This is a genomic window from Deltaproteobacteria bacterium (assembly GCA_022340465.1).
In the GTDB taxonomy this organism is placed as follows: Bacteria; Desulfobacterota; Desulfobacteria; order Desulfobacterales; family B30-G6; genus JAJDNW01.
In genome coordinates, this window is sequence record JAJDNW010000034.1 from 1 (window position 1) to 24,156 (window position 24,156).

General features: G+C 56.5%; 22 protein-coding genes and 2 pseudogenes. 13 read left to right on the forward strand and 11 right to left on the reverse strand.

Going from position 1 to position 24,156, the window contains the following annotated elements; genetic code table 11:
• The coding region (locus tag LJE94_06455) for a ubiquinone/menaquinone biosynthesis methyltransferase (protein ID MCG6909753.1) at positions 1-563 on the forward strand (563 nt) is incomplete at its 5' end.
• Here LJE94_06455 and LJE94_06460 read toward each other — a convergent pair.
• A complete protein-coding gene (locus tag LJE94_06460; protein ID MCG6909754.1) occupies positions 560-2,083 on the reverse strand; it encodes an AMP-binding protein in 1,524 nt (507 codons plus the stop codon). The two genes, LJE94_06455 and LJE94_06460, sit on opposite strands and share 4 nt — an antisense overlap.
• Before the next feature lie 360 nt (positions 2,084-2,443).
• On the opposite strand from LJE94_06460, the gene LJE94_06465 reads away from it, so the two are divergent.
• Positions 2,444-3,229, forward strand: coding sequence for a methyltransferase domain-containing protein (locus LJE94_06465; GenBank protein MCG6909755.1), 786 nt, complete (start codon positions 2,444-2,446; stop codon positions 3,227-3,229).
• A 129-nt stretch (positions 3,230-3,358) separates the two neighbouring features.
• On the opposite strand, the gene LJE94_06470 is transcribed toward LJE94_06465, so the two are convergent.
• The 3 genes from LJE94_06470 to LJE94_06480 form a co-directional block, all read right to left on the reverse strand.
• Positions 3,359-4,780 carry a beta-lactamase family protein gene (locus LJE94_06470; GenBank protein MCG6909756.1) on the reverse strand — a complete coding sequence of 474 codons (1,422 nt, stop codon included), beginning with the start codon at positions 4,778-4,780 and terminating at the stop codon, positions 3,359-3,361.
• A gap of 87 nt (positions 4,781-4,867) precedes the next feature.
• A complete protein-coding gene (locus LJE94_06475; GenBank protein MCG6909757.1) occupies positions 4,868-5,803 on the reverse strand; it encodes a DMT family transporter in 936 nt (311 codons plus the stop codon).
• Positions 5,800-6,693, reverse strand: coding sequence for a MurR/RpiR family transcriptional regulator (locus LJE94_06480; GenBank protein ID MCG6909758.1), 894 nt, complete (start codon positions 6,691-6,693; stop codon positions 5,800-5,802). The genes LJE94_06475 and LJE94_06480 overlap by 4 nt, the downstream gene beginning before the upstream one ends.
• A gap of 324 nt (positions 6,694-7,017) precedes the next feature.
• Here LJE94_06480 and LJE94_06485 point away from each other — a divergent pair, with 324 nt between their 5' ends.
• From LJE94_06485 to LJE94_06535, 11 genes and pseudogenes are all read left to right on the forward strand, one after another.
• Positions 7,018-8,241, forward strand: a complete 1,224-nt coding sequence (locus LJE94_06485) for an FAD-binding oxidoreductase (GenBank protein ID MCG6909759.1) — start codon at positions 7,018-7,020, stop codon at positions 8,239-8,241.
• Between the two features lie 275 nt (positions 8,242-8,516).
• Complete coding sequence (locus LJE94_06490) at positions 8,517-8,759, forward strand: sarcosine oxidase subunit delta (protein ID MCG6909760.1); 243 nt, start codon at positions 8,517-8,519, stop codon at positions 8,757-8,759.
• A gap of 132 nt (positions 8,760-8,891) precedes the next feature.
• Positions 8,892-9,179, forward strand: a pseudogene (locus LJE94_06495) ((2Fe-2S)-binding protein).
• Between the two features lie 201 nt (positions 9,180-9,380).
• A pseudogene (locus LJE94_06500) lies at positions 9,381-10,175 on the forward strand (NAD(P)/FAD-dependent oxidoreductase).
• 204 nt (positions 10,176-10,379) lie between these two features.
• Positions 10,380-11,807, forward strand: coding sequence for an aminomethyltransferase family protein (locus LJE94_06505; protein ID MCG6909761.1), 1,428 nt, complete (start codon positions 10,380-10,382; stop codon positions 11,805-11,807).
• A 183-nt stretch (positions 11,808-11,990) separates the two neighbouring features.
• Entirely contained in the window at positions 11,991-12,632 is a 642-nt protein-coding gene (locus LJE94_06510; GenBank protein ID MCG6909762.1) for a sarcosine oxidase subunit gamma SoxG, read from the forward strand.
• Positions 12,633-12,646: 14 nt separating this feature from the next.
• Complete coding sequence (locus tag LJE94_06515; GenBank protein MCG6909763.1) at positions 12,647-13,987, forward strand: FAD-binding oxidoreductase; 1,341 nt, start codon at positions 12,647-12,649, stop codon at positions 13,985-13,987.
• Between the two features lie 162 nt (positions 13,988-14,149).
• Positions 14,150-14,920: an electron transfer flavoprotein subunit beta/FixA family protein gene (locus LJE94_06520; GenBank protein ID MCG6909764.1), complete on the forward strand. Its 771-nt coding sequence runs from the start codon at positions 14,150-14,152 to the stop codon at positions 14,918-14,920.
• Positions 14,921-14,924: 4 nt separating this feature from the next.
• Positions 14,925-15,878, forward strand: a complete 954-nt coding sequence (locus tag LJE94_06525; protein ID MCG6909765.1) for an electron transfer flavoprotein subunit alpha/FixB family protein — start codon at positions 14,925-14,927, stop codon at positions 15,876-15,878.
• A gap of 181 nt (positions 15,879-16,059) precedes the next feature.
• Positions 16,060-18,066 carry a (Fe-S)-binding protein gene (locus LJE94_06530; GenBank protein MCG6909766.1) on the forward strand — a complete coding sequence of 669 codons (2,007 nt, stop codon included), beginning with the start codon at positions 16,060-16,062 and terminating at the stop codon, positions 18,064-18,066.
• A gap of 127 nt (positions 18,067-18,193) precedes the next feature.
• Complete coding sequence (locus LJE94_06535; GenBank protein MCG6909767.1) at positions 18,194-18,649, forward strand: YbaK/EbsC family protein; 456 nt, start codon at positions 18,194-18,196, stop codon at positions 18,647-18,649.
• 406 nt (positions 18,650-19,055) lie between these two features.
• Here LJE94_06535 and pal read toward each other — a convergent pair whose 3' ends face one another.
• From pal to LJE94_06570, 7 genes are all read right to left on the reverse strand, one after another.
• Positions 19,056-19,637 carry a peptidoglycan-associated lipoprotein Pal gene (gene pal, locus LJE94_06540; protein ID MCG6909768.1) on the reverse strand — a complete coding sequence of 194 codons (582 nt, stop codon included), beginning with the start codon at positions 19,635-19,637 and terminating at the stop codon, positions 19,056-19,058.
• Positions 19,638-19,762: 125 nt separating this feature from the next.
• Positions 19,763-20,440 carry a MotA/TolQ/ExbB proton channel family protein gene (locus tag LJE94_06545; GenBank protein ID MCG6909769.1) on the reverse strand — a complete coding sequence of 226 codons (678 nt, stop codon included), beginning with the start codon at positions 20,438-20,440 and terminating at the stop codon, positions 19,763-19,765.
• Positions 20,441-20,568: 128 nt separating this feature from the next.
• Positions 20,569-22,083, reverse strand: coding sequence for an AgmX/PglI C-terminal domain-containing protein (locus LJE94_06550; GenBank protein MCG6909770.1), 1,515 nt, complete (start codon positions 22,081-22,083; stop codon positions 20,569-20,571).
• 10 nt (positions 22,084-22,093) lie between these two features.
• Entirely contained in the window at positions 22,094-22,588 is a 495-nt protein-coding gene (locus LJE94_06555; protein ID MCG6909771.1) for a biopolymer transporter ExbD, read from the reverse strand.
• Positions 22,585-23,046 carry a biopolymer transporter ExbD gene (locus LJE94_06560; protein MCG6909772.1) on the reverse strand — a complete coding sequence of 154 codons (462 nt, stop codon included), beginning with the start codon at positions 23,044-23,046 and terminating at the stop codon, positions 22,585-22,587. The genes LJE94_06555 and LJE94_06560 overlap by 4 nt, the downstream gene beginning before the upstream one ends.
• A 32-nt stretch (positions 23,047-23,078) precedes the next feature.
• The gene (locus LJE94_06565; protein ID MCG6909773.1) at positions 23,079-23,729 is read right to left on the reverse strand and encodes a MotA/TolQ/ExbB proton channel family protein; all 651 of its coding nucleotides are present in this window, start codon (positions 23,727-23,729) and stop codon (positions 23,079-23,081) included.
• A 44-nt stretch (positions 23,730-23,773) separates the two neighbouring features.
• Complete coding sequence (locus LJE94_06570) at positions 23,774-24,154, reverse strand: hypothetical protein (protein MCG6909774.1); 381 nt, start codon at positions 24,152-24,154, stop codon at positions 23,774-23,776.
• Positions 24,155-24,156: the final 2 nt, after the last annotated feature.

A 24,156-nucleotide genomic window follows, 5' to 3' on the forward strand; every position in this document is an offset into this window, starting at 1 on the left:
CTGACGGTGGCCGGATACTGGATGTCGGCACCGGCACCGGAAGCATCGCCCTCGACGCCCTGAAAAGGGGAAAAAACCTCAGGGTCGTCGGCGCCGATTTCACCGCCGGAATGATAATGGTCGGAAGGCGGCGGCCCGGCGGGAACCGGGTCACCTGGGTGAACGCCGACGCGCTGTCGCTGCCCTTCGATGACGCCTGTTTCGATGCGGTCACATCCGGGTACCTCATCAGGAATGTCAGCGATGCCGCCCGCGCCTTTCGGGAGCAGGCTCGAGTCGTCAAGCCCGGCGGCCGCGTGGTCTGTCTGGAAACGTCACCACCGCCGGAAGGCCCCCTGAGGCCATGGCTCCTGTTCTTCCTGAACCGCGCGATCCCCCTCTTGGGGCACGCGGTGGCCGGCAACCGTTCGGCCTACACCTATCTCCCCCAGACGACCCAAGCCTTCTTATCCCCGCAACAAGTCTGCGCCGTCATGCGCTCGGCAGGTCTCGAGCACATCCGCTACCAACGCTTCATGTTCGGCACCATCGCGGTGCACGTGGGCGTCCGCCCGCTTTCTTAGTATTTGGCCCCGTGGTCTTTCTTCACCTTTTCCCGGTCGATCTCGCCGTCCCCTGTTTTGGGCAGGGTCTCGACGAACACGACGTGCTTGGGCTTTTTATAGCGTGCAATCTGCGAAGCCACATACGCCTTCAGTTCATCCGGGTCGACACGCTTTCCGGGCTCGAGCACGCAGACGGCCTTGATGGCCTCGCCCCACTGTTTGTCGGAAACTCCGATGACGCTCACTTCGGCGATCGCCTCGTGGCCCAGAATCGCCTTTTCCACTTCGGCCGGATACACGTTCTCGCCGCCCGGTTTGATCAGTTCCTTCTGGGCCTTGCGCTTCACATACCAGAGGAAACCGTCCTCGTCGAATCTGCCGATGTCGCCGGTGTGGTGCCATCCGTTGCGAAACGTGTACGCGTTGTCCTCGTCCCGGCCCCAGTATCCCTTGAAAACCGTGGGCGAACGCACACAGATTTCGCCGGGGGTTCCCGTGGGGACCTCATTGTCCAGATCATCCAAAAGAACGACATTGCTGAGAGCCGTCGGCTTTCCGGCACTTCCGGGCCGGTCGGTGATCAGGCCTCCACTGACCCCCATGGCCTCGGTCTGTCCGAAGCCGGTTTCATACTGCACCCCCGGTACCAGTTCGAGAAAGCGCATGATGTTTTCGGGGTGGTCCATGCCGGTGACGTGTCTGAGGGAGCTTATATCGTAGTTCCCTTTCTCATAGGCCTCCATCAGCTTTTTAAGGATAGGGGCGAAATTGAAAAAAGTGGTGCCCTTCTCCTTTTCAATGGCGTCCAAGGTCTGTTCCGGCTTGAAGCGCTCCAGGACCACGTTCTTGCCGCCACAGTGCATGGTAGCCATGGCCAGGGAAAGCCCGGCAATGTGAAACAGCGGCAGAATACAGATGTGGCAGTCCTTCTCTGTCAGATGGTAGCGTAACTGGGTTATCATGCTGCTGTATACGATATTGGCCTGGCTTAAAAGCGCCCCCCGCGGCTCCCCCTCCACCGCCGCCGTGTGAATGATGACAAACCCGGCGTCCGCCGGGATGTCGTACGTCCGTTCCAGTCCCTGCTCGCTGAGAAGGTCGCTGAATGGTAAAAAATCCGCAGACGGGTCTCCGGGTCCTATGGCATAGCATTTTTCGATGGCGTCCACTCTCGGGGCAACCTTGGCAACCACGTCACCGTAAGGCTGCCCTGCAAAAACCAATCGCGGTTTGCAGTCGTTCAGAACGAAAAAAATTTCCTCCTCCTGAAACCGCCAGTTTACGGCCAGGACGATGGCGCCGATCTTCGCGGCCGCACCGTAGAGAACCAGGTAATCGGAGCTGTTGTGGCCGACCACACCCAGCCGGTCGCCCTGCTGAATCCCGGCTGCCGTCAACCCGGCCGCCAGTCGATCGCATCTTTCTTTAAACGCCGGGTAGGTCAAGCGCTCCGAGTTGAAGACGACGGCCTCTTTCTCCGCACTGCCGGCGGCACTGCGGCAAATCATGTCATAAACGGTGAAGTCGTAAAGTCCCATGCATGCCTCCTTCCTCGATTTTTGTGCTCAGGAATGATGAGAATGATTACATCAAATTCAGGCCGCAATCAAGCAGTGCCTTTGTTCCGCCATAATCCAACCCGGATAACCCGGAAAATATAAAGATCACTTATCACGATAACACGAAAGTCCAAAAAACACGAAAAAGACCATATCTAATCACTTTCTGGATAGCGCTGACACTTCACTGCATGCCCCGTCTGTGCGGGAATGACGAAAAAACAACCAGACGTCGCAAGTATTTGGTATCGGATCATTTGAAATTGTTTAGCATTTTGATATAAGATCTTATTATTTTTGATTTATCCGGGTTAGGATCTAATGCGAGAGGAGTACATAATGGCTTCAGAGGAAAGCGTCGAATATCACGACCGGCTGGTCGCGCTGCTGGAAACGGTCTGGGGGGAGGGCTTCCTGTCCCCGGGAGGCCCGGAGGAGGTCGCCCTGGTTTTGGAGGGGATCGATCTCGCCGGCTGCAGGGTGCTGGACATCGGCTGCGGGGTCGGCGGCGTGGATATCCTGCTGGTGCGTGACTATCAGGCGGCAAAGGTTGTCGGCATCGACGTCGAGAAACCGGTGATCGAAAAAAGCCGCCGGCGGGCAGTTGAACACGGGCTGTCGGACCGCATCGAATACCGGCTGGTCGACCCCGGGCCCCTCCCCTTTGGCGACGAAACCTTCGACGTGGCGTTCAGCAAGGATGCCATGATACACATTCCGGACAAAAAAGCCCTGTTCGAGGATGTTTTTCGGGTTCTGAAGCCGGCCGGCGTTTTTGCCGCCTCCGACTGGATGCGCTGCGACCAAGGGCCTCCTTCGGCCGATATGCAGCGGTATGTCGAATCAGAGGGGTTGAGCTTCGACATGGCCCCGCCGGAAGCCTATGCCCGAACGCTCGAAGAAACGGGTTTTACGGAAGTCGTGCTCAAGGACAGGAACCCGTGGTACGCCGAATTGGCCCGTAAAGAATACGAGCAAATGAAAGGACCCCTCTACGAAATGCTGGTGAAGAGGGCCGGCAAGGAGGAAACCGACCACAACCTGAACGTATGGCGCAACATGTGCATCGTCCTGGAAAGCGGTGAACTCCGGCCGGGCCACATGCGGGCGTTTAAAAGGGGCTAAATGCGGCTAAAGGTGTCGAAAAAGAGCTGTCCACCCAAAAGGCACAAAGACCGGGCCCCGTGTGGGAAATCGGACCGGGATTGAAGATCCCCCGCAGCAAGCTGCGAGGAATGCACTCGCTTTCTCGGCTCAAGAAAATGCGGCCAGAATATTGCGGATGAACTCGTCCGTACTCCAGGCCGGGCGGTGGCTTGTAGCTCCGAAACGCACCAGCACCAGTTTTTTCGATGGAATGATGATAACCTTCTGCTCCTGAAAACCCGAAGCCTCGTACTCGTCGCGTGGGGCGTGCACCCATCGCCGGTCTTCCGGGTTGCTCGGGTTGCCCGCATTCAACCAGAAAAGAGCCCCGTATTCTCCCATGGGTGCTGTTGGCGTCGGCGTGGTGGTGTAGGCCACCCAACCCTTCGGCAGAACGCGCTCACCCGCCCACACGCCGTCCCGGAGGTAGAGCAGGCCGAACCGGGCCCAGTCTCTGGGCGTCGCATGGGCGTATGAGGAGCCCACAAAGGTCCCGGATGCATCCGGCTCCAGGATGGCGCTGTACATGCCGATCCTGTCGAACAGCTCCCGGTAGAGAAACCGATAGTAATACAGATCCTCTTTCTCGATCGTCTGACGGACAATGCGGGCCACGATATTAGCCGTTCCGCTGGAGTAGGACCATTTGCCGTCCGGTTCCGTCTCGAGCGGCTTGGCCGCGGCAAAGGCGGCAAAATCATAACTCCCGAAAAGCATGTCCGTGGCATCGGCCAGCGGTCCATACACCTCCTCGAAAGCCAGACCGCTGCTCATGCGTAAAAGCTGGTCCAGGGTTATCCGCCTACGGGGGTCGCCGGCCGCCTGCCATTCCGGCACCGGTGCCGGCTGCATGATGTCCAGTTTACCTTCCCTTACCAGAATGCCCACCAGGGCATTGGTGACACTCTTGCTCATGGACCATCCCAGGAGCGGCATATCCTTGTTAAAACCCGGGGCATACCGTTCGGAAATAAGCTTGCCGTCATAAACCACCACCACGGCCCGGGTCTTGCGCAGGTTGTCAGGGGTGGCTTCGGCAAAAGCCGCATCGATGGCGGCGTCGATTTTGGCCGCATCGACACCTTCGATTTGGCTGATATCGGCTGCCCGGCTTCCCGCAGGCCAGAGGAGGTCCCCGCGATGCACCGGCCGGTTTTTCGCAAAGTCGGGCGCGACAAGCTTCTGACGGCGCATCGTTTCGGCGGTTGTTCCGACCACCAGTGAGCATCCGCACCCCTCGCGATAAATGGCTTTCAGTTTAAACATGCCGTACAGGCTGCCGGTGACCGATTTTTCATCATGGTCGATGGTATAGCCGGCGAAGGCGGCCAGGGGGTTGGCCGGTTCCACATCCTCGGTGAAAACGGTTTCGGGGTCGCGATGGGAGATGAACGTGCTCGAGCACAGATATTTGGCCACAAAGCCGGACCCGATGGGGCCCGTCTTCCCCGCAAACCACACGATTCCAATACAGGCAGTGATGACGATGCCCGCCAAGCCCCAAAGAGTGATCTTTAACCAATGTCGCATGGGTGCCTCCGCTGATGGTTTTTGCCTTCTTTAACCTCAACAGGTTCTGAAGGCTTGATTACTTGATAGATTCTGCCGGGTCAGGCCTCACAGGGTTTGAGCGGGGTAGGTCTTTGGTATAACCGCCCGCTTTTCCCGCCGGATCAGGTAAGCGCCGCTGGAAACGATGATCATGGCTCCCACCACCGTCCACCCATCCGGCAGGTCGCCGAAGAGAAAGAAGCCGAACAGCACGGCCCAGACAAGGGTCGCGTAATCGAACGACGCCAGCAGAGACGCCGGCGCCCGCTCGAATGCCCTGATCATGAAAAAATGACCGGCGGCCCCGACCAGTCCCAGCCACATCAACAGCAGCCATTGGACCGGACTGGGCGTCTGCCAAAAAAACGCCGCCATGACGCTCGAAAAGACAAGCCCGCATGTGCATGTGTAAAAAAGCGTTGTCAATGCTTTGTCCCGCATGCCCAGAATCCGGGTGGTTATCTGCAGCGTCGCATAGAAAAGTGCCGACAGCACCGGCAGAATCACCGCCCAGTGAACGATGCCTGCTCCCGGCCTGACGACAAGCAGAACACCCGCAAGCCCCGCAACCGCGACAATCCACCGGTACGAACCGAATTTTTCGCCTAAGAATATGACCGAGAGGATGGTCACCAGCAGCGGTGAAATAAACGCGATGACCGTGCACTCCGCCAGTGGCAGATAGATCAGCCCGGCCCAGAAGGTGACACCGGCACAGAATATCAAGGAAGATCGCAAAACCTGCATTTTCAGATTGCGGGTCGACACTATTTCCCGAGGCGCCCCCCGCAGGAAAAAGACCGCGATGAACAACAGGTGAAAAAAGTACCGCCCCCACATCACCATCCACAGGGACAGTTCGCCGGTTATGAATTTGGCGGAAGCGTCCAGGGTGGAGAAACACACAGTCATGGCCAGCATAAAACCGATGCCACCCAACGGCACTTCCAGTAGAGGGGACCGCACTGCTGCGGCCGGCATTTCCTCAGGCTGATTTTTCAAGGCGATCCGCTCCGGTCGGTTTTCTTCAGATTGAAAAGCACGTCGTTTTCCGCGTACACCTTCTCGAGCCTCCGCTGGTGCTCTTCCAGACGGTCCCCGTCCCGGCTGGCCAGCTCCTGGACCAGGTAGTTGATAATGCAGGAGATCGTCGTGGGGCTTCCGATGAAGGGAATGTTTTTGCTGGGTGCGACCAGCGAGAGATCGGCCAACCGGACCAGGGGGCAGAGGCTGCTGTCGGCAATGACCATCAGTTTTTTCCCCAAACGGTGCACGAGCCTGCCGAGGCGTATCAACTCGTTGGGGTAGCGGGCGGTGGCGATGATGACGACCAGGCAGTCGGCGGGGGCGATGGTGAGCCAGTCGATGGCGGTGCTGTCGCTGCCTTTGAGAATTTGCACATTTTGCCGGATCTTGGTCAGCGACCACCCCAGGTAGTACGCGAATGTGTAGGACAGCCTCGACCCCACCACATAGACGTACCCACTCTCTTCCACGGCGGACACCGCCTCGGCCAGGGCCTCCATGTCGGCAATCTCGAAAAAATATTGGAGGTTGTCCATCTCCTCAACCATCACGCGGTGCAGCCGGTTCGCGTCAGGGCCCTTCAGGCCGGAGAGGTCTTTGCGGTCCAACAGACTCAAGTCCGTATCGACAAAATCCCTCAGGGCCTGCCGAAAAGCGCTGTAGCCGCTGAAGCCCAGTTGACTGACAAAACGTACGACCGTGGCTTCACTTACACGGCATGTTTCGGCAAGTTCCTTCGTGGTCATGAAAACGGCCTTACGCGGGTTTTCCATGATATAGCTGCCGAGAATACGCCCTTTCGGTGTCAGGGACGGATGCTGCTCGACAATGGCCTTGATGGTTGCTTGCGATGATCGGTTATCCATTCATGCTTCCTGAAGATGGGTTGAACGACACGATGAAATAAAAACATTCAAATTGGCAAAACGGAATGACATGGACACCCCTCAACAGGAAAAGCGGGGGCGGCAACAGGGTTTAAACGAATATTTTCTTATTATATAGATGTTTATAATATTTTTGACGCTGCCCACCTGATCGATAATTCTTTTTATCGAACAGGCGCTGACGATTGTCAAGCCCTTTGAATGACATTTCGCTTTTTTCACTTGACAGGTTTTATTTCATTGCCGTAGAGTGATCGCATCTTGAAACGCAACACCCATCATCACCCCAAACAGGAAGCGACCATGCTTGACAGAAACAAACCGTTGTGGGGCAAACCGCCCCGGTTGAAGAGAAGTTACGATGCGGTCATCATCGGGGGGGGGCTGCACGGCCTTGCAACCGCCTACTTTCTGGCCCGTCACCAGGGCATGCAGAACATTGCCGTCCTGGAAAAGAGATACATCGGATTTGGCGGGGCAGGGCGCAACACGGCTATCGTGCGGGCCAACCAGAGGACCCAGGAAAACGTTCCCCTGTACAAGGAAGCCCTCGACCTTTGGCCCGTACTGACCAAGGAACTCGACTACAATCTCATGTTTTTCAACTGCGGCAACCTGAACCTCCTGCACAGCGAGGCCGCCGTCAATGCCGCCAGGATGAACGTCGCCAGCGCCCAGTTTCAGGGCGTTGAAAGCCACCTGATCGATGCCAAGACCTGCAAGGAGATGATGCCGGCCCTCAACATTTCAGAAGAGATCACCTTCCCGATCATGGGCGCCATGTACCACCCGCCCGGCGGCATCGTCCGCCACGATGCCGTTGTCTGGGGCCTTGCCAAGGGTGCCGCCAAATACGGCTGCCACATCCACCAGCAAACGGAAGTGACCGGCATCAACGTCGCAAAAGGCAAGATCGTCTCAGTGGACACGCAAAAAGGGAGGATAAACACACCACGGGTTCTGCTGACGGCCGGCGGGTACACCGCAGCCCTCGCGTATCAGATGCTGGGCATCAAACTGCCCATCAGCGTGCTGAACATCCAGGCCATGGTCACACAGCCCCTGAAGCCGCTCCTGAACCACGTCATCTCTTCCGGTGCTTACCACGTCTACGCCAATCAGACGCTCAAGGGGGAGATCGCCACCGGCGCCCACATGGACGCCTGGCCCAATTACACCACCCAGACAACCGCATATTACATTCGGCATCAAGCCCAGGCCATCACCCAGATGCTTCCCTGCCTCAAAGGCGTGAAATTCATGCGTCACTGGTCGGGGCTGGCGGACATGACCCCGGACATGGCCCCCATCATGGACGGCAACAACGCCATCGAGGGCTTTTTCCTGAACTGCGGCTGGGGGTATTTCGGCTTCAAGTCCTGCACGGCCAACGGCAAATACCTGGCCCAATTCATGGCTACGGGTGAATGCCCGGACATTCTCAAACCGTTCCACCTGGGGCGCTACGCCAAACACCGTTTGATGGGAGAAACCGCCGCACTGGTGACATACACGGCGGACAACTAAGGGTGCGGCACCTCAAGATTATATAGGGAGGCATGGGAGAATAAAAAATTTGGGGTGTTGGCGTAATGGGTAGCCCTATAGCAAAAAGATAGACATTACTGCTGCACGCCACTACCCCATGTTGTCGGAGCCAATTAGTTGAAGGACCGGGGAGTTTTAGCTTAGAACCCTCGCCATCCCCGCGCAGGCGGAGATGACCAAAAAACACCCCGACGGCTCATTTATCTACTTGAAGACATTTTGAAAACGTATCACCCGATAAGGAGGCATTTACCATGGCGCTCACACTGACCTGCCCGATATGCGGTAAACGCAACGGCTACGAATTCAGGTACGGCGGTGAGGACAAGGGACCGCAACCCGACGATTTCGGGCTTTCTCCGGAAGCGTGGTGTGAATATGTGCACATGAACCGCTGTGTCGCCGGCGTTCAAAAGGAATGGTGGTGCCACAAGGACGGGTGCGGCATCTGGTTCACCACTCAGCGGGACACACGTATTAATCTTGAAGTGGAATAAAATCGTGTGCCACGATTTTATGAAACGCGACTACGTCGCTATTTTACATAAGTAAAAAATTTTCTATCCCTGCAACACATTTGATTTGCGTAGACAAGTAGCGGGGAGCTAAAAGTCATCGGAGGCCAGAAAATGAGCAGGCTCCAACACCAGCCGACGGTGAGGGTCGACACCGGCCGGCCCCTCACGTTTACTTATAAAAAGAAAACCTTCACCGGCTTCGAGGGCGACACGGTTGCCTCCGCTCTTTTTGCCAACGGCATCCGCATCTATTCCCGCAGCCTTAAATATCATCGCCCGCGGGGCCTGTACAGCCTGGACGGCGAATGCAGCAACACCTGCATGGCGGTAAACGGCATCCCCAACGTCAACACCGAAAAGACGCTTTTGAAAAACGGGATGCACGTAAAAGCGCAGAACGTCAAAGGATCCCCGGAGCTGGATGCAATGGGCTTCATGGACAGCCTCGACCGCGCCATGCCGGCCGGCTTTTACTACCGCACCATGCACAAGCCCGCCCGCATCTGGCCCATCGCCCTCAAGCAGGTGCGCAAGGCGGCCGGTTTAGGCAAAATCGAACCGGGCTTCCAGATGCCCGGAACATACGACGAGATTTTTCCCACTACCGATGTGTGTGTCATCGGCGGTGGCCCGGCCGGAATGGCGGCCGCGCTTGCAGCCGCGGAAAGCGGCTTGCGGGTCATTCTCCTGGAAGCCAGGCCTTTTCTCGGCGGCTGTTTCGACTACCGGCTGACAGCGTTCGACAACGACCTTTCCCTTTTCGAAAAGGCCCGTGAACTGGAGTCGCGCCTTAAGGCCATGCCCGACATCCGTGTGTTCAAACACACCGCCATGGTGGGCGCCTACAGCAACCACCTGATCACCGCTTTTCAAAAAGGAGGTGAAAGCGACCCCTTCGATGAGCGCTATATCGAAATCCGCGCCAACAGCGTTGTCGTGGCCACCGGCTGCATCGAACGCCCCCTGCTGTTTGAGAACAACGAGCGCCCCGGCGTCATGCAAATCGGCTGCGCACACCGCATGGCCAACACCTACGGCATCCTGCCGGGTAAAAGCGCGGTTTTCAGCATCGCGCACGATATGGGGCTGGAAGCGGCCATCGATCTTTGCGACGCCGGCGTCGACGTGGCCGCCGTTGCAGATATTCGGGAGGGCACGCCCAACGCCGGACTGGCCTCCGCCCTGGAAGAAAGGGACATCCCCCTCTTGAGGGGCTGGGTTGCCACCGAAGCCCATGGCGGCCCCCTGAAGGCGGTGGACCTGTCCACGCTGCAGGGCACCTTCAAAAAAACGGTTGCTTGCGACCTTCTGGTGGCCTCGGCCGGCATGACGCCGGTGACCGGCCCCCTGGCCCTGGCACAGGCCGAACTTTCCTTCGACCACCAAACCGGTTTTTTCCTGCCGCGGAAGCTGCCGGAGGGACTCTTTGCCGCGGGGCGTCTTTTGGGATTGAACGATCCCCTGGCAATCGAAGCGTCAGGCAGGGCGGCCGGACTCGCGGCAGCATCATCCTGCGGCAGGGATACTGAGGCCGCATTGACCGCTGCACGGGAAACGATGGAAAACCTTCCCGCAGCGGACCGGGGCTGCCGGCTTGTCATGGCTCCCGTAAAGGGGCGCAAGGCTTTCATCTGCTTCGATGAGGACACGACCGTCAAAAACATCAAGCAGGCCCTCGCCATGGGCTTCGATGCCACCGAACTGATCAAACGCTTTACGGCCGCAGGCACCGGCCCCGGTCAGAGCGGCATCCCCGGCCACAACCTGCCGCTGCTGGTCGCCCAGTACCATGCCGGCCACGGCGCCGTCACCCGGCCAACGACCATGCGGGCGCCCCTGGCCCCGACGCTGATGGCCACGTACGCCGGGACCAATCACGATATGAGCAAACGCACCCCCATGCACGCAGACCAGGAAAGGGACGGCGGCATTATGCGCAGGGTCGGCGTGTGGAACCGGGCCAGGTACTTTTCCGACGATTTTTCCTGCCGGCAGGAAGTCGAAAATGTCCGCACCAATGTCGGTATGTTGGACGCCACCACGCTGGGGAAATTCCGGATTTTCGGCCCGGACGCCCTCAAGGCGCTGCAGCGGGTCTACGTCGGCGACATGTCCAAAATCGCCCCCGGCAAAATCAAGTACTCCGCCATGTGCAACCAGGACGGCTGCATCATCGATGACGGTGTGGTCGTCAAAACGGGAGAGAACGATTACTACCTTACGACCTCCACCGCCAGGGCAGGCGACACCGTGGCATGGTTCCGCTACCACACCCGCTACGACGGTTGGGATTTCAACCTGGTGAACCTCACCGACGCATTCGGCGTCATCAACCTCGCCGGCCCGAAGGCCCGGGAGGTCCTGTCGGCCATAACCGACGCCGACATTTCCAATGACGCCTTCCCGTTCGCCGCCTACCGTGAATTGGAGGTGCTGGAAGGCATCCCGGTGCGGGCCATGCGGCTCGGCTTTGTGGGCGAACTTTCATACGAACTGCACATTCCGAGTTCTTGGATGCAGGCCGTGTGGCGCGCCCTGGCCGAGGCCGGCAAGCCCCTCGGCATCGCCAACTTCGGATTGGAGGCCCAGAATATTCTCAGAATGGAGAAGGGGCACCTGATCATCGGTTCGGAGTCCGATCAGCGCACCACCCTGCACGACGTCGGACTCGGTTTCCTCTGGGACCGGGGCAAACCGGCTGCGGAAACCGTCGGCGCCGTGGCCCTGCAGCAGACAGAGAACCAGAAGAAACGCCTGAAGCTCACCGGTTTCAAAATGAAAGACACAGCGACCCCGCCCAAGGACGGCTCCATCATCGTCGACGAGCGCATTCGCGGGCATGTCTGCATCGCACGCTACAGTCATACGCTGAAAGAAGTCGTCGGTATGGCCCTGGTGGAAGACCCTTTGAATGCCGCCGGAACCGAGATTTCCATCTACGAAGACGAGTGCCAGGGGCAGTTGATCAGTGCAACCGTGATGCCGATGCCCTTTTACGACCCGGAGGGGGTGAGGTTGCGAAGCTGAAGCTCGGGAGCTGCCATTGGGCAGGTTACCAGGCAGATTGTATTGCGAGATGAATAATCAATGCCCAAGTCAAAGCAACCAGTATAACGCATTTGAAATATTGATAACTGGACATTGCGTATTGATTATTTGGATATTAAATTCCGCTTTGGACGGATTTATTCAGGCAGCGAGGTATTACTGATGATCGATATGGAGAGACTGTCTCCGGTGATTTTTCCGCGGGAAGCCATGCAGGTGGAAACACAGAACCACTGGCGTGTCATTATGGAATACGAATCCGAAGGTCCCGGCCCCTGGGTCATCGACCTAAGCCACCGGCCCCGCTGGGATGTTCAGGGCAGCCGGTTGTCCGACATTAAACCGCTGGGCCTGGACATACCCGAGACGCCCGGTCAATGCCGGTTTGAAAAAGGTGCTCTGGTCAACCGCATGAACCGCACCCAGGCTTCCGTGTGGCAGATCGCGGGTGCAAGCGCCGAGATGCCCGCTGAAACCGCCTTCACCGAAACAACGGACGCGACCCTGTTCCTGGCGCTCGTGGGCAGAGAGGTTTTTTCGATCGCCGAAAAATTGTCGGCCATCGACTTCCTCGATCCTTCGCTTGCGGCCCCCGCATTGATTCAGGCACCTTTTTCCCACGTGCCCTGCCAGATCGTTCTCGCGGAAAAAGCCGGAAACATGCCGGGAATTCTTTTGACCTGCTCGAGGGGGTACGCCGGGGACATGGTTGCGGCGATCATGCACGCCGGGCGTGAATTCAGCCTGAAACCGGCCGGCAGCAACGCTTTCGAAAACTGGGTTGACACCACTCTACAGCCATAAAAGGGGGAAAGATCATGACGAAAAAATACGATGCAATCATTATCGGGGCGGGTGTTATCGGTTGCCCCATCGGCTATGAACTGGCCAAAATGGGATACAAAACGCTCAACGTGGACAAGCTGTCCGATGCCGGAGAGGGGTCCACCGCAGCCTCCTGTGCCATTGTCCGCGCCCATTACTCCACCGTGGACGGCGTGGCCATGGCCTACGAAGGGTTCAAGTACTGGCTGGAATGGGAAAACTACCTCGGGAACGTCCAGGACGAAAAAGGCCTGGCTAAATACATGAACACGGGCTCCCTTCTGATAAAATCCCAGGGGCACGACTGGCAAAAGGTCAAAAACAACTACGATGTCGTCGGCGTCCAATACGAAGAATGGGATGTCGCCAAAATCAAAGAAATGGTCCCCGTGTACGACATGCACGAGTTCTGGCCGGTGAAGCGCCCGGAGGATCCCGATTTTTTCAAGGAACCCGAAAGGATGCTAGAGGGAGCCCTGTTCTGTCCGGAAGGCGGCTACATGAGCGATCCTGCGCTCTCGGCCCACAACATCATGCGGGCGGCCGAGGCCAGGGGCGCCGAGTTTATATTCCAGGCCGAAGTCGCGGCCGTACGCAGTGAAAACAACCGGGTCCTGGGCATCACCCTGAAGGACGGAACGCAAATCGATGCACCGGTCGTGGTGAACGTGGGTGGGCCGCACTCCCACAAAATCAATCAAATGGCCGAGGGCGTTTACGAGGGATGCAATATCAAAACCAAGGCCCTGCGCCACGAGGTCATGCACTGCCCGTCACCGGAAGGGTACGACTACCTGAATGACGGCTACCACACGTCGGACGGTGACATCGGCTGCTACTACAGACCGGAGGCAGGCAACATGTTCTTGATCGGCAGCGAAGACCCTGACTGTGATCCCCAGGAATGGGTCGACCCGGACCTGTTCTACGCCGGCAAGGAATCGTCCTACAGACGCAACAACCAGCTGACCGCCGAGCAGTGGCAGGCCCAGACCTACCGCTGCGCCCGCCGCGTACCGGACATGGCCATCCCCAACCAGCCACGGGGCGTGTGCGACCTGTACGACTGCTCCGACGACTGGATCCCCATCTATGACAAATCGAGCATGCAGGGATTTTACATGGCCATCGGCTCCAGCGGCAACCAGTACAAAAATGCCCCCGTAGCGGGCGCCATGATGGCCGAACTGATCGACAAGTGTGAAAAGGGTCTCGACCATGACAAGGAACCCCTGCAGTACACCCTGCCCCATATCGGACGCCAGATCGACGTGGGTTTTTTCTCGCGAAACCGGGAGATCAACTACAACAGCAGTTTTTCCGTAAATGGATAAATTTTAAAAGGCAATGCTAAATGCCTTAAGAAAAAGACAAAATATAATCACGAAAGCACGAAACCTTGAAAACACGAAACTACCTTTTCGCTTTTCGTGTTTTCAACGTTTCGTGATTTCGTGATGAAGGTTGTTCTGAAGCCAACCCGGCAGGTAATGGATTTGAAAATATATGTTTGTGTCAAACACGTTCCGGACACAGCGGCAACGATCCGGGTGGGAACGGACGGGCGTATCGATGAAGACATCACCTTCATCATGAACCCCTATGACGAGAATGCCGTCGAAGAAGCCGTGCGCCTGAAAAAACAGGTAGGCGAGGCCGACGTCGTCGCCGTCACGCTTGGAAACGACACCGCCGAAGCCACGCTTAGATCGGCCATGGCCATGGGAGCGGACCGGGCGATCCTGGTCAGGTCCGCCGGGCGCCCCGACGGCATCACCACGGCCGGGGCGCTGTGCGCGGCCATTCGCCGGGACGGTCCTGCGGATCTCGTGTTCACAGGCCGGGAGTCCATCGATGCCGAAGGGTTTCAGACGATGTTTCGTTTGGGCGCCTGCCTGGACATGCCGGTAGCCTCCAACGTCGTCGCCTTTGCTCTGGAGAAAGGCATGGTCAGGGTAACCTGCGAGATGGAAGCCGGCGACCGTGAAGATCTCGAACTGCCCATGCCCTGTGTTGTAGGGGCTGGCAAGGATCTGAACCAACCCGCCTATCCCAAGCTGCCCGATATCCTCAGGGCCAGAAAAAAGCCGGTAACCGTTGTGGATCAGGACCAACTCCAGGTACCGCCTTCGACGTCACGGGTCGAAATGGTACGTCTCGAGACGACCGCTGAAGAACGGCATCCCAAACCGCTCGAGGGATCGGCGGACAAGATCGCCGACGCCATCGTGCGGATCCTTCGTGACGAAGCCAAGGTGTTGGAATAGCGAAATGGATAAGACAGGCGTTCTCATAGAAATGCGCGACGGGAAACTGAAACCGTCCAACCTGGCCGTCTGTTCAGCCGCCTCCCGGGGCGACGGCGAATGCATCGCCCTGCTGCTCGACGATAACGAGAGCGCCGTTGGCGCAACCTTGCAGGACTACGGTGTGGACAGCGTCGTTAAAATAGAGGCCGACGACCGGGCCATTCCCTGGAATCCGGAAGCGTGGACCGCCGCTATCATGCAGGCCATGGCGCACTACGGTATCGCTACCCTGCTGGGGCTGGCCAGCGTCAAGGGCAAAATACTGCTGGCCGGAGTGGCCGCCGCTCTGGATGCCCCCCTGGTCATGGATTGCACCGCTGTAGACCTCGATCGGCACGCGGCCGTAAAACCCCAGTTCAGCGGGAAAGCCCTTGCCGAATTCGTGACCCACGGAGAGCGCCACATCTACGGCCTCCGCCCCAATGCCCTGCCGGCGGTTAAAGCCCCCCGCCAATCGAGAGTGGAAACCTTCCAGGCCACCATCGGCAGTTCCAGAACCACCGTTCTGAATGTTCGAAAAGGCGCTTCGGACCGTGTCGACCTGACCGAAGCGAACGTCATCATATCCGGGGGACGAGGCATGGCCAACGGGGACAACTTCGGCATCCTTCATGAATGTGCACGCCCCCTCTCGGCCGCCGTCGGTGCATCCAGGGTCGCCGTCGATGCCGGCTGGGTCAGCCACACCATGCAGGTCGGCCAGACCGGGAAGACCGTCACCCCCAAGGTGTACATCGCCTGCGGCATTTCCGGCTCCGTGCAGCATTTTGCCGGCATGAAAACCGCCGGCCTCATCATCGCTGTCAATACCGACCCCCAGGCCGCGATCATGCAGAAGTGCGATTATGCCGTCTGCGCCGACCTGTTCGACATCATCCCGGCGCTCACCCGAAAACTGCAAAAAACAGCAGATTAACCGCCACATTCGATGAAGGTCTATCCGAACCACAAAGGCACAAAGGACACAACGATTATTTTATCCTCCGCCGTATATCGATTTTATTTTTTCTTTGTGTCCTTTGTGTCTTTGTGGTTAAAAAAAATGATGGCAATTTCTCACCGGTAACAAAGAATTTCGATTGCGGTTGGAGGAAGCAGTGGAGCAATACATCATCATCAAGTCGTTTGTCGTGTTCGCGGCCCTTGTCGGCGGTTTTTTTCTGTTTTTCATGAGGGTGAAGCGCCTTTACCGGCTGATGCAGTCGGTAAAAGGTAAAACCGACTTCAAACTGGATCGGGTCAAAGACCGCGTCATGGTGCTGATCAAGGATGTCCTCGGCCAGTCAAACGTGCGTCGCAAAATCATGCCCGGGCTGGCCCACACGTTTATCTTCTTCGGCTTCCTGGCGATTCAGCCCCATTCCCTGGAACTGATGATCAAAGGGATCTGCCCCGCCTTTGACGTCGGCCACCTGATCCCGGGCCTCTACGGCGGATATCTTTTCATCGCCGACATCCTGGCCGCCCTGGTTCTGGTGGGATTTGCCTATGTCGCCTACCGCCGTGTCATGGTGCGCCCCGACTACCTCACCATGGGAACCGACGCCAACCTGATCATTCTGTTCACCTGCGTCATCATCGTCAGCTTCCAGCTGATCAACGCCCTGCAGACCCTGATGCCGGCGGAGGCCGGCGCCTTCGACTACGCCAATGCGTTTCCCGTCTCCGGCCTCCTGGTGAGCCTGTTCAGCCTGGACCAATGGCCTCCTCAAAAGGTGTTCGTCGGCTATCAAATTGTTTACTGGATCCACGTGGCCACCATCATCGGCTTTTTGATCTACATTCCCGGCTCCAAGCACCTGCACCTCCTGGCGGCCGCCCCCAATGTTTTCTTAAAACCTTTGAAACGCGAAAAGGCCATCGCCAAAACCGACATCGAAGACGAAGCGGCGGAAACCTTCGGACTGGGAAAAACCATCGAACTGAACTGGAAAAATGTGCTCAACCTCTATGCCTGCACCGAGTGCGGCCGCTGCGAAGAACAGTGCCCGGCAGCCAATACCCAAAAACCCCTGTCACCTAAGAAATTGATCCACGATTTCAAGCTCGACCTTTTCGACAACGCCGACGCCATCCTGGCCCAAGATGCTGAACAGGTGCCGCCCTTCATGCGCGAGGGCACCCCCATCACCGGCGATGTTCTCTGGTCCTGCACGACCTGCCGCGCGTGCGAGGAGGTCTGCCCGGTCGACATCGAGCACCTGGACTTCGTCATCGAGGCCCGCAAACACCAGGTGCTCATGGAGGCCAGCTTTCCGCCGGAAGTGCAGGAAACCTTCACCAACCTGGAAAACCAGGCCAACCCCTGGGGGTTTGCCGCCGACACCCGGGCGGACTGGTCTAAAGACCTGGACGTGCCCCTGATGAGCGACAATCCCGAAGCGGATCTCCTGTACTATGTGGGATGTGCCGGATCCTTCGACGACCGGGGCAAGAAGATCGCCCGGGCCACGGCCCGCGTTCTGAAGCGCGCGGGGATCGACTTTGCCATCCTGGGGCCGGAAGAGGCCTGCAACGGTGACATGGCCCGGCGGGCCGGCAACGAGTACCTGGCGCAAATGTTGATCCAGCAGAACGTCGAGGTCCTCAACGCCTACAAACCCAAAACGATCCTGGCCGGATGCCCCCACTGCTTCAATGCCCTAAAAAACGAATATCCCCAGTTCGGTGCGGACTATCCGGTGGTGCACACCGCCCAATACCTGTTCGAACTGCATAAACAGGGCCGTCTGACTCCCAACGGAAAAAATCTGGGTGTCATGACCTTTCATGACTCATGCTACCTGGGACGCTGGAACGGCATTTACAATGCCCCCCGGAATCTGCTGCGCTCCATGAACGCCGGCGGCGGCCTCGTAGAGATGCAACGACGACGCGACAAGGGCTTTTGCTGCGGTGCCGGCGGGGGCAGGATGTTCATGGAAGAAACCATCGGGAAACGCATCAACATCGACCGGGCAGAGGAAGCCATGGCCACCGGCGCCGCTACCCTGGCCGCAGCCTGCCCCTTCTGTACGACCATGCTCGCCGACGGCCTCATGGACAAGGAGTCCGGGATGCAGGTCAAAGACATCGTGGAAATCATCGACGAGGCCACCGCCTAGCCGGAAGGCAGAGCTGCAGAGGGCCGCGCTACAAACGCCGGTCCGTCAACCTGCAGCCGGTAATGTGCGACATGCAACCTCAACCCACACACCGTATACCATAAACCTTAGCACATAGAGGGTAACAATGACTGTAGAGGAAAAAATCATCGGAATTCTGAAGGACAACAAGATCGACTACGAAGTCTTCGAACACGAACCGGTCTACACCAACCCCACCATGGCCGCGGCCCTCAACGTCAGCGAGTCGGAAACCGTCAAGTCGCTGGTCGTGATGACCAAGGAAAAGGAGATGGTCGTGCTGGTGATGCCCGGGAATAAAAAGGTGGAGTGGAAGAAAGCGGCCGCCGGCGTGGGCACCAAGAAGATCTCTTTCGCCAAACCCGAGCAGGTGCTGGAAAAGGTGGGCTGTGAAGTCGGCTGCGTGCCGCCCTTCGGTCAGCTAACGGACCTTCCCATATACATGGACACGGACCTCGCTAAAAAGGACTATGTGTACTTCAACCCTGGCGTTCACGACAAATCCTACAAAATAAAGGCCTGGGACCTGAAGAAGGTCTGCGATCCTGAAATGATCGCATAATTATTAAACCGGCGGTAAATACCCAAAAAATAAGCCCTTGAAATGCAGGCATTGCTGTGTTCGCTGAAATTTTATTCGTCTATTTGACCGCCGGTTTAATAATTTAAAATGATTCATTGGACCACCTTACAAGTCCCATGGCTATAGATAAAAGACCGAATGGTAAAAGGAGATTTGGGAATTCAGGTGTTTTCGCAACTATCAGACTGTATCCGATCCATATCCCTTGAAGGAGTACCAACACGACAACCATCACTCCGAAAAACTTTCGCATTTTTTGATACCTTTTTAAAAAATTATTGATGCGATGCGTGTCGATCACATTCTGTGAGAAGGGGCCTTCAGGATATCAACTGAACGCCCCTTCTCATAGTGAATTCGTTTATGTGCCGAAATCGTCCGCATTTCAATCGATCACGAAATGAGCGCGCCTGTTTTTTGCCCAGGCCTCCTCGTTTTTGGCGATGTCAACCGGACGCTCCTCACCATAGCTAATGGCGGAAAGCTGGCTGGCTTCAATGCCCATGTCCACAAAAAAGGCCATGGCACTCTGCGCCCGCCGATCACCAAGCGCGATATTGTAGGCCTCGGTTCCCCGTTCGTCACAGTGACCTTCGATGATCACGGAAGCATCCGGGTTCGCCCTGAGCCATTCGGTTTTACGGATCAGCGACGCTTTGGCTGATTCCTTGAGTGCCGAACTGTCAAAATCGAAGTAAATATCCTCGTTTTCAAAGACCTGAGCGACCATGTCGTCATTTGGCGCTTCTTCTTTTTCAACAACCTGTTTAGCCGCGTAAATTTCCTCTTCATCTTTTTCTTCCACCGCCGCCACAGGCGCCTGTTCGGCCGCACTTGCTTCCATGGCCGGGGCGGTTTCCTCGGCCGCCTGCTCCGTGTGCATGGCCTTTTTGGAGCACGCGGTAATAAAAATCAACCCCGGCAGAATCAACAACAAGCAGATGCCTATCCATATTTTTTTCAACATGTTCTCCTCCATTTCAAATTCAAAATAGATTGCATTAAAAATAACGTTGCTACCACCGCACGGTCAAAGCCTTTGCTTTTCCCTCGTTACATGACAGGTAGCGGCCCTCGGCGCAGTCAATTGATTCACCCCCTTTCACTGTTCGCCACAACCGTCGAATCGCTTTGCGCTGCTTTCTGCCTTTGAGAGATGGAAATACCGTTCAAGGCCTTGACCGCCACCATCTCCAGACTGTCGATGATCTGTCCCGTAGTGGATGTTATCTTGGCGTGAAAAAGCAGCAACGGTATGGCGGACATAAGGCCGAAGGCCGTGGTGTTCATCGCCACCGAAATACTGGCCGACAGCAAATCCGCCTTTTCTGCAGGATTGGCATTGGCCACAGCCGTAAAGGCTTGAATGAGGCCCATGATGGTGCCCAGCAGCCCCAGCAGCGTTGCGATGTTGGAAAGCAGAGCCACATAAGGGGTACGCTTTTCCAGCTGGGGGATGATCTCCATCATGCTTTCCTCCATGGCGATCTCCACATCCTCCCTCCGTCGGGCCCCGCTGTGGCGTGACAGGCCCATGCCCAGCATTTTCGATATGTTGGACTTGTCTGTGCTGACGACCTTGCGAACCTTTTCGAGCTGCCCCTTTGACAGCATCGGATAGAGATTATCCCACACTTTTCGGTTGATGCTGCGCGTTCGGCTCAGCTGAAACCAGCGCTCCAGTGAGATGCTCAATCCGACCAGAAAAACGAGCAGAATTGGATACATGAATACCCCCCCCTGTTGAAAAAACGACACGAATACCTTGATGCTCATTTGCTCTTTCCTTCCGATGCCTGTTGCAGCCGTGGAATCCGGAAGCTGCAGATTGGATCGTTTCCAGTGGAAGCTAAATGCCGCCACCGCGAATGTTAATCGTCCATCCCATCGCCTTTGGGCTATCCAGCCGGCAGAAAATCAATGGGATATAATATGGTCAATGCAGCCACGCCTTCCTTAGAGCCAAAATTGAATCTTTTAATACGTCCTATGATCTTGGCAACGAGTTTGTCGGAATCCAGGTCGGTGGATTCCACCTTGCACATGGAAACGCTGCCATCGGCTTCAATGCTGAGACGTATCAGCATCTTCCCGCGCAGGGTCGGGTCCTTGCGCAGTTCCCTGTTGTAAATTCTATAAAGGCTGGCCTTGTAGCGGTCGAACACAATCTGAATCTCTTCATCGGTTCGCCCCGGGCCGGGGCCGTCGCTGACGGGTCTGCCCGATTCCTCGATATTCGCAATGCCGCTTTCCACATTTTTAAAGCCGGCACCGTTGCCGGAGCTGCCGCCTTTACCGATGCCGTTGCCGCCCAGGCCATTGCCGTTGCCGCTGCCGACGTTGCGACTGAACGTGGCGAGACCGATACCGCCACTGGTACCGCCCTTGGCCTGCATGGCCACCAATGAACGTTGCGCCACGGCCTGGCCCTTTACCCTGGGGCTTTCCTTGCTCAAACGGGCATCCGTGCCGAGCTTGGCCACGGGGGTTTCATCGATAAGATCGGCAAAAGAGTTTTTGAAGGCAAGAACACCCACGCGTTCAGCTTTTTTCCGGCTTCCCTTGGGATCTCCGCCACCGCCCCCAGCCTTCTGCGCCGGCTCCGCCTTGGGCTTTGACGCTACCGCTTTTTTGGCGATTTCCTGCTTCTCGGGCTCCGGTTTGGCCTTCTTCCGCTCCGTCTTTTTTGCGTCTTCTTCCGGTTTAGGCTTCTCGACATCTTCTTCCGCTTTCTGGGCGACCGGTTCCGGCTGCGGCACCGGTCGCGGTGGCTCCTGTTTCACCAGCTTGGCCAACCGCTTGGGAATTTCCACAACCGTGTCCTCAGGGCTGGGAAGCGGCACCGAAACCAGCTCGATAACGGTCCCCAGGATGAAACAAATCAACAGAGCGACAAGCAGCGCACGGCGAAAGCGTCTCTCACTTTCATTGTCCTTGGTCCAGGGCATGATCATCTTGCGGAAAGGCAAAGCGGAAACGTCCCGTTCGATGACGAATTCCTCCTTCCGCCGTTCTTCACGTTCATACGCATCCCGAACCATTTCGTTGAGACCGTCCAGCTCGTCGAGCCTCTGTTCGATCTGCATCTGCAGCGCCGCTTGCTGCTCCAGAACCCCGTTGATCTTGCCTTCGAATCCGGCAATCTGCTCGCGCACTCGGCTCAGATGCTCTTCAGCATTTCGGGGCTGGTCGAGTCCTTCCCAGAAGAGTTCTTCGGCCTTCAGCTCACCAAGCCTTTCCAGCGCAGTGCATACCGCTTCCAAAGCATCTATTCGCTCTCTGTCCGAAGAAAACGTTTCCAACTCTGCTTCTACAGTGCGCAGCTCACTTTGAAGTCCTTCGAGCTTTTCACGCGTTTGCTCGATCTGCGCATGCAAAGGCGCCAGTTCTTCTGCTAATAATGTAGTATCCACAATATTCCCGCTATGTTTGGGCATCCTTCTGGGTGACGGCAAGGGAAATCCTTCCGTATCCAGAACTTGTGCAAGTTGACATTATTTTTTTGAGTGCTCTGAATGGGATCATCTTGTCGGCTAGGATGGTAACCTCCTTGCCGTCAACGGCCGCTTTAGAGTGTATACCGATAATATTGCGTTCGAGCTGCGCCAGGCGATCGGCTATTTCAGGTACCGAGAGCTCATCGGCATCCAGCAATTGGTCCGTGTTGATCACGGCTTCACCCTGCACCAGAACGATCTCGGGGCTTACCATGATCACGACGGTCTCTCTGGGCTTGGCCTCTACGATCGAGTCGGGCAGCTTGATCTGCCTGGGTGTTTCCAGAATCTCGCTGCTCCCGGAGTGAAAAAGGAGAAAAAAGACTAAAATGGTGAACACGTCCATTAACGACGTCAGGGGCAGGCTCAGCACCTTTTTCTTGTTGCGCTCCATTCGTCTTATGCGTCGACTGCTTCTCATGGTGCGTCTCCTATGGATATTTCTGGAAAAAGTACGATTTTCTGTTCGTCTTCGCCCGCTTCAAGCGGCTGTCTGGTTCCGCGTACCGCATCCATGATCTGAATCAGATAGTCGTACTCAATATCCGGTTCCATCAAAACGGTTGCATCCTCCTTCTCCGGATATTGGGCCTTTAACCGTAGAAGCATTTTAGAAAGCAGCGCCATGTCGTACGATCCCTCTTTTTTCGGTATGGCGGCTTCCACAGACGATCCGTTGGCGATCTCGAACCCATTTTTGCGGACAATGACTTCGATGGCAAAATTGGGCTTATTCGTAACCGTTCCCCCCGCACTGATGGGTACGCTCAACTCCATAATGGTTATTCTCGAAAAAACCGCGCTGATGAGTAGAAAGGGTATCAGCGCCACCATCAAGTTGAGAAACGAAGTAATGTTCAACTCCGGTGTCTCAACCATTCGCTTCCTAAAACGGTGTCTTCTGCTCATAATTAACTCGCCTCAAATTTGCGCCTGGCAAAATTGGAGATATTATTGAGTGCCTTGACAGAGGCCATCTCCAGGCTGTCGATGATCTGCCCTGTAGTGGATGTTATCTTAGCGTGAAAAAGCAGCAACGGTATGGCCGACATGAGGCCGAAGGCCGTGGTATTCATGGCCACCGAGATACTGGCCGACAGCAAATCGGCCTTTTCTGCGGGGTTGGCATTGGCCACGGCCGTAAAGGCTTGAATCAGCCCCATAATTGTACCCAGAAGCCCCAACAGGGTGGCAATGTTGGACAGCAGGGCCACGTAGGGGGTGCGCTTTTCCAATTGGGGAATAATTTCCATCATGCTCTCTTCCATGGCGATTTCGATGTCTTCGCGACGCCGAACCGCCCCCTGGCGTGCCAGACCCATGCTCAGCATCTGGGCAACACTGGACTTGTCCTTGCTGACGATTTCGCGTGCTTTTTCAAACTGACCCTTGGACAACAACGGTTGCAGGCGCCCCCAGATTTTACTGTTTGCATTGCGCACACGGTTCAACTGGATCATGCGTTCGATTGCAATGGCCATACCCACTGCAAACACAAGCATGATCGGATACATGAACATTCCGCCTCTTTGAAAAAATGAAATCATTGAATAAAATCCCATTATTTCCCACCTCCTTAGGTTGTTGCGATCGTCGTTTGGTTTAATTAACGAGTCTGACCGCCCGTACTGATGCGGTAGAACTCCAACTGCCTTTTGAATACGTCCATATCGACCGGCACATCCTTCTCGTTCAGCATGACGTTCAAGCTGGTTTCCGACCCAATTTCCGAACTCTTCCAGGGTACGATATAGAGCGACTTGGGGGCTTCATCATTGCCCACGATCGACATGCCGGAAAGTTCCTTGGCGGCCGCGGTTTTTCCCACTACCGCCACTTTTTCTTTTTCTCCATGAACCGGCTCCGCCACGGACACGGCCGCCATAAACAGGGATAACAACAGGTACAGCACCCATTGGGGACCGATAAATGCAGGGTCAATGATCCTGCTGCCTGTCTTCTGAATCCTATTTGATTTTTCCCTCATCG